The sequence below is a fragment of the Lysinimonas soli genome, from assembly GCF_042655435.1.
In the GTDB taxonomy this organism is placed as follows: domain Bacteria; phylum Actinomycetota; class Actinomycetes; order Actinomycetales; family Microbacteriaceae; genus Lysinimonas; species Lysinimonas soli.
The window spans coordinates 1,284,882-1,299,043 of the sequence record NZ_JBHSMG010000001.1; the positions used below are offsets into that span (position 1 = coordinate 1,284,882).

Below are 14,162 nucleotides of genomic sequence, written 5' to 3' on the forward strand. Positions count from 1 at the left end.
CGCGAATCTGCCCGGCAGATGCTCTCGACTACTCCCCCGGATGCACACCGGCGAGCCGGTGTACTCCCCGGCGGGGGCCAGGGCTATTCGCTCGCGCCGGGCGTGACCAGCCCGGTCTCGTAAGCGATCACGACGAGCTGCACGCGGTCGCGCGCCAGCAGCTTCGACATGATGCGCGAGACGTGGGTCTTGGCCGTGAGCGGGCTGAGGTACAACTCGCGCCCGATCTCGTCGTTGGTCAGGCCCTGGCCGACCAGCGCGAGCACCTCGCGCTCGCGCTCGGTGAGCACCGCGAGCCGGGCAGTATCGGGGGGCCGGTGGAACGTTCCGGCCACCCGTTCGAGCAGCCGCTTGGTCACGCGCGGGCTCAGCAGAGCCTCGCCCCCTGCGACGACGTGGACGGCGCGGATCAGTTCGACCGGCTCGGTGTCTTTCACGAGGAAGCCGCTCGCGCCCGCGCGGATCGCCTGCGCGACGTACTCGTCGAGTTCGAAGGTCGTCACGACGACGACCCGCGTTCCGGCCAGCTCGGGGTTCGCCACGATCTGCTCGGTGGCCCACAGACCGTCGCCATCGGGCATCCGGATGTCCATCAGCACGACATCCGGGCGTTCGCGCGTCACCAGTGCGACCGCCTCGCGCCCCGTGGCGGCCTCCCCGACGACCTCGAGATCGGGCTCGGCCTCGAGCAGGCTGCGGAACCCCGCGCGGATCAGCTGCTGATCATCGGCCAAGGCGACGCGGATGACCGATCGAGGCTCGGTCATGCGAGGGTCTCCCGCAGTTCCGCGGCGTGGGCAGGCAGCGTCGCGACGACGGCGAAGCCGCCCCCTTCGGCGGGACCCGCGCTGAGGTTCCCGCCCAGCAACTCGGCGCGTTCGCGCATGCCCAGCAGCCCTCGTCCTCCCGACTCGGAGGCCGTCGGCGGCGAACTCCCCGTGCCGTCGTCGCGGATCTCGATGCGGTATCCGTCGGAATCCCGATCGAGCATGACGGTCGCGTGCGTCGCCCCCTCGGCGTGCCGGGTGACATTGGTGAGCGACTCCTGCGCGATGCGGTACAGCGCCAATTGCACGGGCTTGGGCACCTTCTCGGCGACGAGCCGGTCATCCAGCGTCACGGTCAGCGACCCGGTGGCGACCGAGGCGACCAACCCGGGCAGCCGCGAGAGATCGGGTTCCGGCAGCAGCGGCGCGCTCGGATCCGCGCCCCCCTCGGCGCGGAGCACGCCCAGCACCGTGCGGACCTCGTCGAGGGCGGTCTTGCTCGTCTCCTTGATGCTCGCGAGGGCCTCCTTGGCCTTCTCGGGCTGCTTGTCCATCAGGTGCAGACCGACGCCCGCCTGCACGTTGATCTGACTCAGCGAGTGCGCGAGCACGTCGTGCAGTTCGCGCGCGATGCGCACGCGTTCGGCCTGCACCTCGGTCTGCCGCCGCTGCGAGAGGATGCGACGGAACTCGTCTCCGCGTTCGCGGCGGGTGCGGATTCCCTCGCCGATGCCCACGACGATCAGGATGCCGAGGGTCGTTGCCGCGATGCGCGGCCCGGTGATGCGATCGGCGCCCATCGCGACCGCGACCGACAGGGTCGCGGTCCAGGCCACGGCGATCGAGACCCAGGCCCACACCCGCGCGTTCCGCACGATGGCGCTCACGATCCCGAAGGCGAGCGCGAGGTACGGCGGGCCGTAGTGGCTGTTCACGAACAGGTCGAGGGCCGCACCGACGGCGGTCACCGCGACCACCGGACCGGGAAAGCGCCGCGCCCCGATCAGGGCGAGCGGGCCGATCAGGGCGATCCCGATCGAGACCGCCGCCTCGGTCGGGGCGAGATGGAACCACCGAGCGAGAGCGACCGCGACGGGCACCTGCACGAAGAAGGACAGCAGGACGGGGACCCACAGGCTCGCCCAGCGCGGAAAGCGCGCGTGCTCGGCTGCCCCGGCATGCCATCCGTTCCAGGAGTCGTGCCGCTGCATCCAGAGGGCGTACGCCGCGGCGCGCCGCTCCTCGCGCGAGGGGGCGGACGGCGCAGGCATGGCTCGATGCTACGCGCGGGCCGAGCGCAGCACGTCCGCTGACGGGGTGGCGCCGGCTACTCCCTCGGGAGTACCCACGCTGACGGCTACGCCTTCGGGATCGTCTTCTCGAGCGCCGCGATCTTGTCGAGCAGCGCCCCGATCGAGGCGTCCTGCGCCGCCAGATGCAGCTGGATCTGCTTGGCCTCCTCGAGAATCGCGCCGGCATCCTTGTAGGTCGCCGCCGCGCGGTCGTCGGATGCCGCGGCCTGGATGTTCTGCCCCACGATGATCACCGGCAACAGCACCAGCTGCAGGAAGGTCTGGGCGATCCAGCCGACGATGATGATCGCGCTCCCGCTCGCCAGCGCGGCGGGAAGGCTCACCAGGGAGAGCGCCGCGAAGGCGTAGGCCGCCCACATGGTTCCGACCGACTTGGTGATGCCCAGCCCGATGCGGCCGTTGAACTTGGCCACCGAGCTGGTGCGGCGCCGGCTCGCCGACTTGTGAACCGTCGGCGGTCCCTCGGCCACGCGCTCGGTAACGCGCGGGTGGGGCTGGTAGTGGTAATCGGTGGTCATGGAGCGGCTCCTTCGCGGCGACGTGCAGGTGATGACGTGGACTCCATGATCGTGCACCTAGCATCGAGAAACCGAGATTCCGAGGAGTCGCATGACCGAGGCGAAGCCACCGACACACACCGCACTGGACCGCGTCTTCCGGGTGAGCCTCGCGCTGAAGGGCGCCGACGGCATCCTGGAGCTGATCGGCGGGGTCCTCCTGCTGCTGGTGTCGCCGCGTCAGCTCAACGACCTGGTGCGGGTGCTCACGCAGCACGAGCTCTCCGAGGATCCGCACGACCTGATCGCGACCACGCTGGTGCATGCGGTCAGCGGGCTCTCGACGTCGGCATCCCTGTTCGGCGCGATCTACCTGCTGCTGCACGGCCTGGTGAAGGTCGTGCTCGTCATCGCGGTGCTGCTCGACCGGCTGTGGGCCTACCTGTGGATCATGGCGTTCCTGGCGATCTTCATCGTCTACCAGTGCTATCAGCTCGTCGTCGGTTTCGGCTGGGGTCTCGCCCTGCTCACCGCCTTCGACGTGTTCGTCGTCTGGCTGACCTGGCGGGAGTACCGCATCCATCGCGATCGTCGTCGACAGACGACGGCGGCCGCGTCGCCGTGAGAACCGCCTTTCAGATGCCGGCCTTGTCGATGGCCGACTGCACGGAGCGCAGGTAGGCGTCGCTCGTGTAGGTCGCACCGCTGACGTTCGAGACCTTGGCCGACTGCGAGGCGAGCACCTCGGAGCGAAGGATCGGCGCCGCCGCCTTGCTGAGCTGCACGGACCGGCCGCCCTGATCGGTCAGATGCAGCGCGACGACATCGGTGATCTTGCCCGAGACGACGACGATCTTCACCTGCACGCTGCCGTACTGCGTGTTCTCGGAGGTTCCCGTGAACGAGCCCGAGACGGTGGTGCCGCTCGACGACGGGCCGGGACTCGTCGAGCCGGACGAGCCGGGACTCGGCGGCGGGTTGACCGTGCGGGAGTCGAAGACGACCCCGAGCTGCCAGGCCGCGGTCAGCACGATCGCCGATCCGACCGCGCCGAGCACCATCGCCCGGGCCCTCACCAGTCGAACCTCTCCGCGTGGATCTGGTGGTCGGGCAGTCCGGCGGCGCGGGCATCCGCCTCGATCTCGTCGAGCCACGCGGTGGGACCGCAGAGATACAGGTCGCTCTGCAGCAGATCGGGGAAGAGCCGCAGCAGGGTGAGACCCGAGTCGGCGGCGGCCTGCGTCATCCACGCCGGGCCGTCGGCGCTGCGACGCCCGATCATCGTGGTCACCGCGATGCCCCTCTCGCGGGCGAGCGCGTCGATCTCGCCCCACAGGAAGGTGTCATCCGGCCGCGACGCCCGCAGCAGTACCGTCGCCTCGCCCGGGGCCAGCTGCGCGTCCTGCAGCATCGCCCGCACCGGTGTGATGCCGATTCCCGCCGCCACGACCGCGAGCTTCGGCGCCGTGCGCCCCGCGTCGGTGAACACGCCGTAGGGACCTTCGAACCACACGCGGGTGCCGGGACGCACGGCGCTGATGCTGCGGGTTCCCTCACCGAGGTCGCGCACCGTGATGCGCAGCTCGGTGTCGGTGGGGGCGGCCGAGAGCGAGATCGGATGCGAGTGCCACCAGGTGCCCGGCGTCCAGAACCGCCAGACGAAGAACTGACCGCCCGCCGACTGCAGTGCCCGCAGTCGCCGTCCGGCGAGGTGGATCGACACGACGCCGGGGGCCTCCTCGGTCATCCGGTCGACCCGCAGGCCGTGCTGGATGCTGGCGATCAGCGGCTCGAGGAAGCGGTGGAGGAAGATCGCGCCGAAGGCGATCACGTAGAGCAGCAGCCAGTAGACGCGCTCGATGCTCGTCGGAGAGAAGACCTTGCCGATGCTGAGCTGGTGCGGGATCGACGCCACAACGGCGGCGTAGCTCAGCAGGTGGATGAGATGCCAGGTCTCGTAGCTGACGCGCCGTCGCACGGCCACGAACGAGCTCACGATCACGACCGCCAGCAGCCCGAGGGCCGCGACCGCGAGCGGCATGTCGGGAATCGAGAGCAGGGGGGCGAGCTCGGCGATCGGGTCGATCCCGGTGCCCAGTCCGTATCCGATCAGCAGCAGGAGCCCGTGGGCGACGAGCAGGTAGAAGGCGGGCTTGCCGAGAGCCCGGTGCACCGCGATCGCGCGGTCGTGTCCGATCGCCCGGTCGATGAACGGCACCCGGGCCGCGAGCAGCAGCATGGCGAGCACGAAGTCGGTGCCGACCAGACCGGTGACGATGCCGGCGCTCGTGACCGCGTCGGGGACCGTGGCGAAGCGCGAGACCCCTCCCGTCAGCAGGAAGAGCGCGACCGCGATCGAGGCGCTCAGCCAGAGCGAGACGACCAGGATGTCGCCGACCCGGGCGCGGCGTCGGTACATGGCCGCGTGGTCGGGAGTCGGGCGGGACAGGCGCGACTGCGATCGCGTGTCGATCGTCATGGAGCGCTCTCCGGCATCCTGCGAGTCTGGCGCTCGGGCCGCTCCCGATGGAAGGGCCTTTCGACCCGGCCTCGCGCCGAGTCGCGGAGCCTTGTCAGGACCGTCGGCCGGGAGTAGCTTGCCGTGCAGGTGCTCGGCGTCGACGCCGGGCAGGACTAGGAGCAGACCATGTCCGATCTCAATGCCCCCACGCCCGCAGGAAGTTCGTTCGCCGATCCCGGGGCTCTCGGCCTCGGCGGCTTCGCCTTGACGACCTTCGTGCTCAGCATGGCGAACTCCGGTTTCGTCGCCGGCGCAGGCGTCGCCGTGCTGGGGCTCGCGCTGTTCTACGGCGGGATCGCGCAGTTCGCCGCCGGCATCTGGGAGTTCGCCCGCGGCAACACCTTCGCCGCGACCGCGTTCTGCTCGTTCGGCGCGTTCTGGCTCGCGTTCTGGTTCCTCGTCGTGTCGAAGGGCGACGCGGGCGCCGGTGGCGCGGGTGTCGGGGTGTTCCTGCTGGCGTGGACCATCTTCACCGCCTACATGACGATCGCCGCGATCAAGACCAACATGGTCGTCCTGCTGGTCTTCATCGCGTTGACCGTGACGTTCCTCTTTCTCACCCTGGGCGCTTTCACCAGCCAGGCGGTCATGACGCACATCGGCGGGTACCTCGGGCTGCTCACGGCGGCCTTCGCCTGGTACGGATCGTTCGCGACAGTGCTGAACTCGACCTTCAAGCGGACCGTTCTGCCGGTCGGCCCCGCCAGCTAGGCCACTCCGACACCAGCGCGATGTCGACAACGGAAGCAGCACTCTCGAACCTCTCCCACGAGGAGCGTCGGTTCTTTCCGAGCCCCGAGTTCGCGGCGCAGGCCAACGTCACGGCAGCGGCATACGCCGAGGCGGCGGCCGACCGTCCCGCGTATTGGGCCAGGCAGGCCGAGCGGCTGAGCTGGGACCGCAGATGGGATCAGGTGCTCGACTGGAGCAGAGCTCCCTTCGCCCGATGGTTCGTCGGCGGCCAGCTCAATGTCGCCTACAACTGCCTCGACCGGCACGTCGAAGCCGGTCTGGGCGACCGCGTCGCCTACTACTTCGAGGGCGAGCCGGGCGACACCCGGATCATCACCTATCTCGAACTGACCGACATGGTCTGCCAAGCGGCGAACACGCTGGAGAGTCTCGGCGTGAAGGCCGGCGACCGGGTGGCGATCTACATGCCGATGATCCCCGAGACGATCGTGGCGATGCTCGCCTGCGCCCGGATCGGTGCGCCGCACACTGTCGTCTTCGGCGGCTTCAGCGCCGAGGCGCTCGGGGCGCGCATCGACGACTGCGAGGCCCGGATCGTGATCACCGCCGACGGAGGCTACCGTCGCGGCGCCCCGGCGGCCCTCAAACCCGCGGTCGACCAGGCGCTGTCGACGCGCCCCGAGGTCAGGACCGTGCTTGTCGTGAAGCGCACCGGTCAGGATGTCGACTGGACCGAGGGCCGCGACCGCTGGTGGCACGACACCGTGGACCATGCCAGCACCACGCACCAGCCGCAACCCTTCGACGCCGAGCACCCGCTCTATGTCATGTACACCTCGGGCACCACGGGCAAGCCGAAGGGGATCCTGCACACCTCGGCCGGTTACCTCCTGGGGTGCTCCCTGACGCAATGGGAGGTATTCGACCTCAAGGCCGACACCGACGTCTACTGGACGGCCGCCGATATCGGCTGGGTCACGGGGCACAGCTACATCGTCTACGGCCCGCTCTCGAACGGGACCACCTCCGTGCTCTACGAGGGCACCCCCGACTCTCCCCATCGGGGGCGTTGGTGGGAGATCATCGACAAGTACCAGGTGACGACCCTGTACTGCGCGCCCACGACCATCCGCACCTTCATGAAGTGGGGCAAGGAGATTCCCGCCGACTACGACCTCTCGAGTCTCAAGATCATCGGATCGGTCGGGGAACCTATCAACCCCGAGGCGTACATCTGGTACCGCACGAACATCGGGCACGATCGGGTGCCTGTGGTGGACACCTGGTGGCAGACCGAGACCGGATCCCAGATGATCAGCCCGCTGCCCGGGGTCACGGCGGGCAAGCCGGGAGCGGCGATGACCGCTCTGCCGGGCATCGCCGTCGATATCGTCGACAACGCAGGCAAGTCCGTGCCCAACGGGAGCGGCGGGTACCTGGTCATCACCGAGCCGTGGCCGTCGATGCTGCGAACGATCTGGGGCGATGACGACCGCTACCGCGAGACGTACTGGAGTCGCTTCCCCGGTCGTTACTTCGCGGGTGACGGAGCCAAGCGGGACGATGACGGCGACATCTGGCTGCTCGGCCGCGTCGATGACGTGATGAACATCTCGGGGCACCGGCTCTCGACCACCGAGATCGAGTCGGCCCTGGTGTCGAACCCCAAGGTGGCCGAGGCCGCCGTGGTCGGTGCGGCGGACGAGACCACGGGACATGCGATCGTCGCGTTCGTCATCCTGCGCAGCGAGGCCGGTGACGGGGGCGAGCACATCGTCAGGGAACTGCGCGAGCACGTCGCCGCCGAGATCGGCCCGATCGCGAAACCACGCCAGATCATGATCGTGGCGGAACTGCCCAAGACACGGTCCGGCAAGATCATGCGGCGCCTGCTCAAGGATGTCGCCGAGGACCGCCCCGTCGGCGACGTTACGACGCTGGCCGACTCCGGCGTGATGGATGCCATCCGAGCGGGTATCGCATCGTCGGCTCACGACGAGGACTGACGCCTACGACCTTGCTTCGTTCGAGACGGTCAACTGCAGCACCGCCTCTTCGAGCGCAGCTCGGAATTCGTGAGCGAACCCTGGCCAGAGGAGCGTGAGGCGGCCGCTGCGCGGATCGACGTACCAGCTGTCGCAACCGCCGGTGGTCCACACCGTGGACTCGGCCCGAGCATCCAGGGTCTCGGTCCATGCCTGTTCCGCGGTCGAGGAGACCTCGAGGGTCCCCCCGCCTGCGAGCGCCTGCAGCACGAACTCGATCTGCGACTCGATCATGTGGATCGCCGAGTTGTGACCGAGTCCGGCGTTCGGTCCGTCGAGCACGAAGAGCTGCGGGAATCCCGCCACCATCGTCGAGCCGTAGGCGCGCATGCCGCCCGCCCAGTGCTCCGCGAGGGTTTCGCTGCGGCCGTGGACATGCGCGGCATACGGCTGCTCGGCGGCGAGGAATCCGGTGGCGAAGACGATCACGTCGACCTCGTGCGCGGTCCCGTCGGCGCCGATCGCCGTGCCGCCGTCGATCGCCGCGATCGGTGAGTTCACGAGCGTGACGCCGTAGCGCTCGAACGCCGGGTAGTACTCGTTCGAGATCAGCACGCGCTTGCAGCCGATCTCGTAGTCGGGCGTCAGCAGCTTCCGCAGCTGCGGATCGCCGATGCCCTTCGCCAGGTGCGCGAGAGCGCGGGCGCGGGCCGCCTCGGTGCGGCGCGGGTCTCCCGCACGCTCGGCGAAACCCTCCTCGGCCGCCCAGAAGAGCTCGGAGCGCAGCCGGGGGATCTCGTCCGGGTCCTTCGCGAACAGGGCGCGCTCGGCATCCGTGTAGGCGCGATCGACGCGGGGCACCACGTAGGGCGCGCTCCGCTGGAACAACGTGACATGGTCGGCCAGCTCGGCGATCCGCGGCATCAGCTGCACGGCGGATGCGCCCGAACCGACCACGGCGACACGCTTGCCGGCGAGGTCGACATCGTGATCCCAGCGGGCGGAATGGAACATCTCTCCCGTGAACTCCTCGAGCGCCTCGATGCGCGGGATGTAGGGGTCCGCGAGCCGGCCGCAGGCGAGCACGAGCAGCCGTGCGGTGTGGACGCCTCCCGGGGTGCCGAGCATCCAGAGTTCGCGGGTCTCGTCCCACGCCATGTCGAGCACGGGGGTGTTCAGCCGGATGCGCGACCGCACCTCGTCGGCCGTCCGCTCCAGGTAGTCGCGGATCTCGTGACCCTGCGCGAAGACGTTCGACCAGCCCGGGTTGGTCGCGAAGGAGAGCGAGTACAGGTGGGCCGGGATGTCGCAGGCCACTCCGGGGTAGGTGTTGTCCCGCCAGGTTCCGCCGACGGCCGCGGCGCGCTCGAAGACCGTGAAGTCGGTCTGCCCCGAGCGCTGGAGCCGGATCGCGAGCCCGATTCCGGCGAAGCCGGCGCCGACGATGGCGATGTCGCTGTGTGCGACCGGCGTCTCGTCGGTCACCCGGTCACCGCACGGACGACGGAGGGATGCGCGGCGAACTCCGACACCAGGCTCAGCACCTCGGCGGGGCGCTCGACCAGGGCGGCGTGCCCGGTCGCGAGCTCGACGTAGCGGGAGTCGGCGATGCCGCCGTGCAGCAGACGGGACTGGTGCGCGGTGGCGACGAGATCGAACGTCGCGCCGATCACCAGGGTCGGGCTTCCGATCTCGCCGAGCCGAGCGAGCTGCAGCGTCTGAGCCAGCGGGAGCAGCTCGACGTCGAGGATCGGGGCGCGATCCGAGTCGGGGCCGACCATCGTGTGACGGGCGAACGCCGCATCGCCGGCATGCTCCGCCCAGTCGACCAGTCGGGCGGTCGGCTGTGCCCATCCGCAGATGAGCACGAGGGCGGCGACCGGATGCTCGGCGGCGTGGGCTGCCGCGACCACCGCGCCGAGGCTGTAGCCGACCAGAACGGTCTCGGGCCCGGCATGGATCGGGGCCGTCGCCTCGACGATCGACACCTCGTTGGCCCGCGCGAGCATCGGCGCGACGAAGTCGAAGTCGGCAGCCCCGCCGAAGCCCGGGACCAGCACGAACGCGCTCATGCGAGAGCCCCCGAGCGCCGCGCGGGCTCGCCGTACATCGTGGTGCGCCGCCGCAGCGTGCGGCTGAGGCGCCGCGTGATCGCTTTCGCCTCGGCCCAGGGAAGCTGCGCTCCGGGGTTGCTGCCGGCATCCGGGCGCACGGTGCCGGTCAGCAGCGTGCCGCCGAGGTCGTCGGCGCCGGACTGCAGCAGCAGCGCGGCGGTCTCGAGCCCGACGCGCGGCCACGGCGCCTGCACATGCGGGATCGACCCGTGCAGCATCAGGCGGCTCGTGGCGAACACGGCGCGATGCGTGTCGAGATCCACCTCCGAGAACGGCATCGGCACGAACTCGGTGAAGCCGCCGGTCTGGCTCTGGATCTCCCGCAGGGTGCGCAGATGCGCGACGCGGTCTGCCGCGGACTCCCCCGCACCGTAGTACATGATCGACGTGGACCGCAGCCCGGCCCCGTGCGCGGCGACGACGGTGCGGATCCAGGCGTTCACCGGAAGATCGGTGGGCGCGATCCGCATCCGGATGCCGTCGTCCAGCAGCTTGACGCCGGTGCCCGGGATCGAGTCGACGCCGGCCTCCACGAGCAAGCGGAGGAACTCGTCGATGTCGAGGTGGTGCCGCGCCGCGCCGGCCACGAGGTCGGCCGGTCGGAAGGCGTGGAGGTGGATCGACGGAGCACCGGCACGGACCGCGCGCGCGATCTCGAGCGGGTCGAGGGTGGTGCTCCCCTGCAGGCACAGCTCGGTCGCTCCGAGCTCGGCGGTCTCGATTGCGATGTCGGCGATCTCGTCGAGTGTGAGTGCGGCGGCGTCGAGCGCGACGGCTCGGTTCTCCACGATGCTGACCGACTCGCCGACGGTGTACCGGCGCAGGTCGTCCGCGGCCTGGGTCAGCGCGTCGAGCTCCTCGCCGCGCGCCTCGAACAGGGCAGCGTAGTCGGCGTCGCTGAGCGCGGCCGGCTCGTTCTGCGCCAGCTCCAGGATCGATCGGATGTCGGTGCGCCCGCCGTCGGAACTCGACAGCGGAGCGGTCGCCGCCCGCCCGCGCGGGAGCGCCATCTCGAGCGTCGCCGCCTCGCCGAAGGCCTCGACGGCCGGCAGCAGGGTCTCATCGATCCACTCCGGCACATACCGATCGTGCACGGTCAGCCGCTCCCGCAGCGTGTAGCCGGCGTCGGCCGTCAGGCGCGCGAGCTCATCGATCTGTGGCCACGGACGCTCGGGGTTGACGTGGTCGGCGGTCAGCGGACTCACCCCGCCCCAGTCGCTCACGCCGGCCCGCACGAGGATCTCGAGCTCGGCGGCATCCGCCAGATTCGGCGGGGCCTGGATGACGGCGACCGGTCCCATGACCAGCCTCGCGACCGCGATCGCGGCTGCATACTCGGCGGTGCCCAGATCGTCGACGCCCTGCATGGCGGTCGCATCCTTCGCGCGGAAGTTCTGCACGATCGTCTCCTGCACCTGCCCCCAGCGCTCGTGGGACGCGCGGATGGCGAACAGCGACTCGGCGCGATCCCGGAGCGTCTCGCCGATCCCGACCAGGATGCCCGTCGTCAGCGGAACGCGGGCGCGGCCCGCGTTCTCGAGCACCTCGAGCCTCACGGCGGGGTCCTTGTCGGGCGAACCGAAATGCACCTGCCCGGGCTCCGACCACAGCCGCCCCGAGGTCGTCTCGAGCATCATCCCCATGCTCGGCGCGACCGGCCGCAGGAGCTCGAACTCCTCGAGGCTCAGCACGCCGGGATTCATGTGGGGCAGCAGCCCCGTCTCGTCGAGCACGAGCCGAGCCATGTCGCGCAGGTAGTGGACGGTCGAGGAGTAGCCGTGCGCGTCGAGCCACTCGCGGGCGACCGGCCAGCGCTGCTCGGGACGATCGCCGAGGGTGAACAGCGCCTCCTTGCAGCCGAGCGCAGCGCCCTGACGGGCCACCGTCAGAATCTGCTCGGGTGACATGTACGCCGGCTTGTGCTTCGTCGCGAGCTTCGCGGGAGTGTCGACGAAGATGCAGTAGTGGCAGCGGTCCTGACACAGCGTCGTGATCGGCAGGAACACCTTGCGCGAATACGTGATGACCCGAGCCGGATCGCCGGCGTCGCGTACCGAGCTGGCGACGTCGAGCAGGCGCTCCAGCTCGGGACCCCGCGCGCCGAGCAGAACCTCGGCGTCGTCCACGGTCAGCGCACCGCGGGCGCCCCGCGCGAGGGCATCCGCGAAGGCGAGGTCTGCGGGGGAAGTGATCACGGTTCCGTCCATGCGCCGCGGGATGCGGATGACCATTCTCGCACCAGATTCGCCGCGGCCGCCGGGCCGAGACCGGTGGTGAGGTGGAGATCTGCCAGGGTGCGAATCAGAACAACCCCCGCGACAGCCGACGATCGCGGGGGTTTCGGCTCCCCCACTTGGACTCGAACCAAGAACCTATCGGTTAACAGCCGATTGCTCTGCCAATTGAGCTATGGAGGATCACTGCGAACAGCCCCGCTAGCTTAGCAAACCCGGGGAGCCGCTCCGCGCCGTCACGGCACCGCGACGAGCACGGTCGGCGAGGGAACCGGCGCCGGTTCCCCGAGGCTCGTGAGGGAGCCGTCGAGCCCGATCTGAAAGCTCGTCACCGTGCTCGAGAGCTGATTCGCGACGTGCAGGGTGTCGGCGTCCACCACGAGATGGCGCGGCCAATGCCCGCCGGACGGCGCCCAGCCGACCGGCCTGAGTTCGTCGGCGTCGAGGCCGAGGATCGCGATGCGGTCCGCTCCGCGAAGCCCCGCGTAGAGGAATCGTCCGTCGTGCGAGAGCCCGAGGGCGGATGCCTGGCTCGCGTCGGTCGCGCCCGGCAGCGCCTCGATCTGGACGATCTCGAACGTCGACCCGGACGGCTCGGCGATGACGAGCTCGCGGCTCCACTCGCCGAGGATCGCCAAGCGGCCGTCCGGGAGGCGGAGCAGGTCGCGCGGCCCCGTACCCGGTGGCATCGGGAGCGAGTCGACGCGCACGAGCTCCGCAGCATCCGGACCGTCTTCCCAGCGGTGCACGTGCAGCAGGTCGGTGCCGAGATCGACGGTCAGCACGTGCCGCTCGTCCCAGACCAGCACGTGGTGGGCGTGCGGCCCGTCCTGGGCGGGCAGCGGGCCGGTGCCCTCCGCCGTCAGCAGCTCGGTGGGGCCGTCGACGGCGGGGCTCTCCCCCGTGCCGTGACCGCGCCGGTGCACCGCGATCGCCCCGTCGCCGTAGCAGGCGGTGATCACGGAGTCGGTCGTGACGGCGAGGTGACAGGGCAGCCTGCCGCCGATCGGCACCCGGTCGATGAGCCGTAGCGCGCCGACGGTGCCGAGGACCGCCAGTTCGGCGGTGCCCTCGAGCGCCGCGAACACGGCGCCGTCGGCGGCGATCGAGATCCACGACGGCGACGGCACCTCGACGGCGACGCCCAGGTACTCCAGCCGTCCGTCCGCCGCGGTACGGGCACGGCCGACGCCGAGCGCTTCGCCGCCCAGGTCTGCCGAGTAGCCCCCGACCAGGAAGTCGGTCATCGCGCTCCGAGCTGCAAGGCGGCCAGCCGCTCGACGTAGGGATGCAGCGGATTTCGCAGCACCTCATCCACCTGTCCGTAGCCCACCAGAAGGCCCGCGTGCATGACCGCGATCTGCTCGGTCATGGTGCGCAGCTCGCGCAGGTCGTGCCCGATCACGAGCGCCGAGAACGCGCGCTCGCGCTGCAGGTCGGCGATGACCGTGAGGATGCGCCCGCGCACTAGGACGTCGACGCCCATCGTCGGATCATCGGCGACCAGCAGCGTCGGCTCGAGGATGAGGGCCCGCGCCAGGGCGATGCGCTGCCGCTGCCCCCGGCTGAGCTCGTGCGGGAACTTGTTCATCACCGACAGCGGCAACCGCACGGCGTCGATCAGGCTCGCGACGGCGGCGCCGGCCTCGAGCCGGTCGAAGCGCCGGTCACGACGGTAGATCGGATCGGCGACGTTCTCGCCCACGGTCAGATGAGGTTCGAGAGTGGACCCACCGTCCTGCGGCAGATAGCCGACCCGCAGCGAGAGCGCATCGAGATGGCGGGAGGAGGTGCTGCGCAGTTCGACGCCGAGCACCTCGAGGAGTCCCCCGGTGATGTGCGGGGCCTCCCGCTCGCCCGGGAGGGTCTGGGCCGCAACGGCACGTGCCAGGGTGCTCTTGCCGGATCCGGCTTCGCCGATGACCCCGAGGATGCCCCCGACCGGGATCTCGAGGCTCACGCCGCTGACGGCCGCGCGGCCATCGGCGTAGGCGAGGGAGAGGTCGGCGGCCCGGACCGCGATCCCGGTGTGCGTCAC

Annotated in this window: 13 protein-coding genes and 1 tRNA gene; 3 read left to right on the forward strand and 11 right to left on the reverse strand. The window is 70.2% G+C overall.

The features are described from left to right. Nucleotides 1-83: 83 nt before the first annotated feature. From ACFPJ4_RS06135 to ACFPJ4_RS06145, 3 genes are all read right to left on the reverse strand, one after another. The gene (locus tag ACFPJ4_RS06135) at nt 84-767 is read right to left on the reverse strand and encodes a response regulator (RefSeq protein ID WP_386739449.1); all 684 of its coding nucleotides are present in this window, start codon (nt 765-767) and stop codon (nt 84-86) included. After that, the gene (locus ACFPJ4_RS06140) at nt 764-2,038 is read right to left on the reverse strand and encodes a sensor histidine kinase (RefSeq protein WP_386739451.1); all 1,275 of its coding nucleotides are present in this window, start codon (nt 2,036-2,038) and stop codon (nt 764-766) included. Before ACFPJ4_RS06140 ends, ACFPJ4_RS06135 begins: the two co-directional genes overlap by 4 nt. Nucleotides 2,039-2,124: 86 nt before the next feature. Then, on the reverse strand, nt 2,125-2,598 hold the full coding sequence (locus ACFPJ4_RS06145) for a hypothetical protein (protein WP_386739453.1): 474 nt from the start codon (nt 2,596-2,598) through the stop codon (nt 2,125-2,127). Between the two features lie 91 nt (nt 2,599-2,689). Between ACFPJ4_RS06145 and ACFPJ4_RS06150 the strand changes: the two genes are divergently transcribed. Next, complete coding sequence (locus ACFPJ4_RS06150; RefSeq protein ID WP_386739455.1) at nt 2,690-3,202, forward strand: DUF2127 domain-containing protein; 513 nt, start codon at nt 2,690-2,692, stop codon at nt 3,200-3,202. 10 nt (nt 3,203-3,212) lie between these two features. Here the strand turns inward: ACFPJ4_RS06150 and ACFPJ4_RS06155 are convergent, their stop codons facing one another. Both ACFPJ4_RS06155 and ACFPJ4_RS06160 read right to left on the reverse strand, forming a co-directional pair. Beyond that, complete coding sequence (locus ACFPJ4_RS06155; RefSeq protein WP_386739457.1) at nt 3,213-3,653, reverse strand: FMN-binding protein; 441 nt, start codon at nt 3,651-3,653, stop codon at nt 3,213-3,215. Continuing rightward, entirely contained in the window at nt 3,650-5,056 is a 1,407-nt protein-coding gene (locus ACFPJ4_RS06160; RefSeq protein ID WP_386739459.1) for a ferredoxin reductase family protein, read from the reverse strand. The genes ACFPJ4_RS06155 and ACFPJ4_RS06160 overlap by 4 nt, the downstream gene beginning before the upstream one ends. Before the next feature lie 168 nt (nt 5,057-5,224). Here ACFPJ4_RS06160 and ACFPJ4_RS06165 point away from each other — a divergent pair, with 168 nt between their 5' ends. Beyond that, complete coding sequence (locus ACFPJ4_RS06165) at nt 5,225-5,809, forward strand: acetate uptake transporter (protein ID WP_386739461.1); 585 nt, start codon at nt 5,225-5,227, stop codon at nt 5,807-5,809. A gap of 20 nt (nt 5,810-5,829) precedes the next feature. Then, the gene (gene acs / locus ACFPJ4_RS06170; RefSeq protein ID WP_386739463.1) at nt 5,830-7,797 is read left to right on the forward strand and encodes an acetate--CoA ligase; all 1,968 of its coding nucleotides are present in this window, start codon (nt 5,830-5,832) and stop codon (nt 7,795-7,797) included. A gap of 3 nt (nt 7,798-7,800) precedes the next feature. Here acs and ACFPJ4_RS06175 read toward each other — a convergent pair whose 3' ends face one another. The 6 genes from ACFPJ4_RS06175 to ACFPJ4_RS06200 all read right to left on the reverse strand — a co-directional run bounded on the left by ACFPJ4_RS06175 (nt 7,801) and on the right by ACFPJ4_RS06200 (nt 14,162). Next, nucleotides 7,801-9,261, reverse strand: coding sequence for a flavin-containing monooxygenase (locus ACFPJ4_RS06175; RefSeq protein WP_386739465.1), 1,461 nt, complete (start codon nt 9,259-9,261; stop codon nt 7,801-7,803). Then, nucleotides 9,258-9,848, reverse strand: a complete 591-nt coding sequence (locus tag ACFPJ4_RS06180) for an alpha/beta fold hydrolase (RefSeq protein ID WP_386739467.1) — start codon at nt 9,846-9,848, stop codon at nt 9,258-9,260. The genes ACFPJ4_RS06175 and ACFPJ4_RS06180 overlap by 4 nt, the downstream gene beginning before the upstream one ends. Then, nucleotides 9,845-12,121: a 7,8-didemethyl-8-hydroxy-5-deazariboflavin synthase CofG gene (gene cofG / locus ACFPJ4_RS06185; RefSeq protein ID WP_386739469.1), complete on the reverse strand. Its 2,277-nt coding sequence runs from the start codon at nt 12,119-12,121 to the stop codon at nt 9,845-9,847. Before cofG ends, ACFPJ4_RS06180 begins: the two co-directional genes overlap by 4 nt. A gap of 113 nt (nt 12,122-12,234) precedes the next feature. Continuing rightward, nucleotides 12,235-12,307: transfer RNA gene (locus ACFPJ4_RS06190), tRNA-Asn, on the reverse strand. 53 nt (nt 12,308-12,360) lie between these two features. Beyond that, nucleotides 12,361-13,371: a lactonase family protein gene (locus ACFPJ4_RS06195; protein ID WP_386739471.1), complete on the reverse strand. Its 1,011-nt coding sequence runs from the start codon at nt 13,369-13,371 to the stop codon at nt 12,361-12,363. Then, nucleotides 13,368-14,162, reverse strand: coding sequence for an ATP-binding cassette domain-containing protein (locus tag ACFPJ4_RS06200; RefSeq protein ID WP_386739473.1), 795 nt, complete (start codon nt 14,160-14,162; stop codon nt 13,368-13,370). The genes ACFPJ4_RS06195 and ACFPJ4_RS06200 overlap by 4 nt, the downstream gene beginning before the upstream one ends.

Bases quoted from the DNA above. Each gene is read 5' to 3' on its own strand.
- ACFPJ4_RS06150 (WP_386739455.1), top strand. From the start codon at position 2,690: ATGACCGAGGCGAAGCCACCGACACACACCGCACTGGACCGCGTCTTC.
- ACFPJ4_RS06135 (WP_386739449.1), bottom strand. From the start codon at position 767: ATGACCGAGCCTCGATCGGTCATCCGCGTCGCCTTGGCCGATGATCAG.
- cofG (WP_386739469.1), bottom strand. From the start codon at position 12,121: ATGGTCATCCGCATCCCGCGGCGCATGGACGGAACCGTGATCACTTCC.
- ACFPJ4_RS06195 (WP_386739471.1), bottom strand. From the start codon at position 13,371: ATGACCGACTTCCTGGTCGGGGGCTACTCGGCAGACCTGGGCGGCGAA.
- ACFPJ4_RS06165 (WP_386739461.1), top strand. From the start codon at position 5,225: ATGTCCGATCTCAATGCCCCCACGCCCGCAGGAAGTTCGTTCGCCGAT.
- ACFPJ4_RS06180 (WP_386739467.1), bottom strand. From the start codon at position 9,848: ATGAGCGCGTTCGTGCTGGTCCCGGGCTTCGGCGGGGCTGCCGACTTC.
- ACFPJ4_RS06140 (WP_386739451.1), bottom strand. From the start codon at position 2,038: ATGCCTGCGCCGTCCGCCCCCTCGCGCGAGGAGCGGCGCGCCGCGGCG.
- ACFPJ4_RS06145 (WP_386739453.1), bottom strand. From the start codon at position 2,598: ATGACCACCGATTACCACTACCAGCCCCACCCGCGCGTTACCGAGCGC.
- acs (WP_386739463.1), top strand. From the start codon at position 5,830: ATGTCGACAACGGAAGCAGCACTCTCGAACCTCTCCCACGAGGAGCGT.
- ACFPJ4_RS06160 (WP_386739459.1), bottom strand. From the start codon at position 5,056: ATGACGATCGACACGCGATCGCAGTCGCGCCTGTCCCGCCCGACTCCC.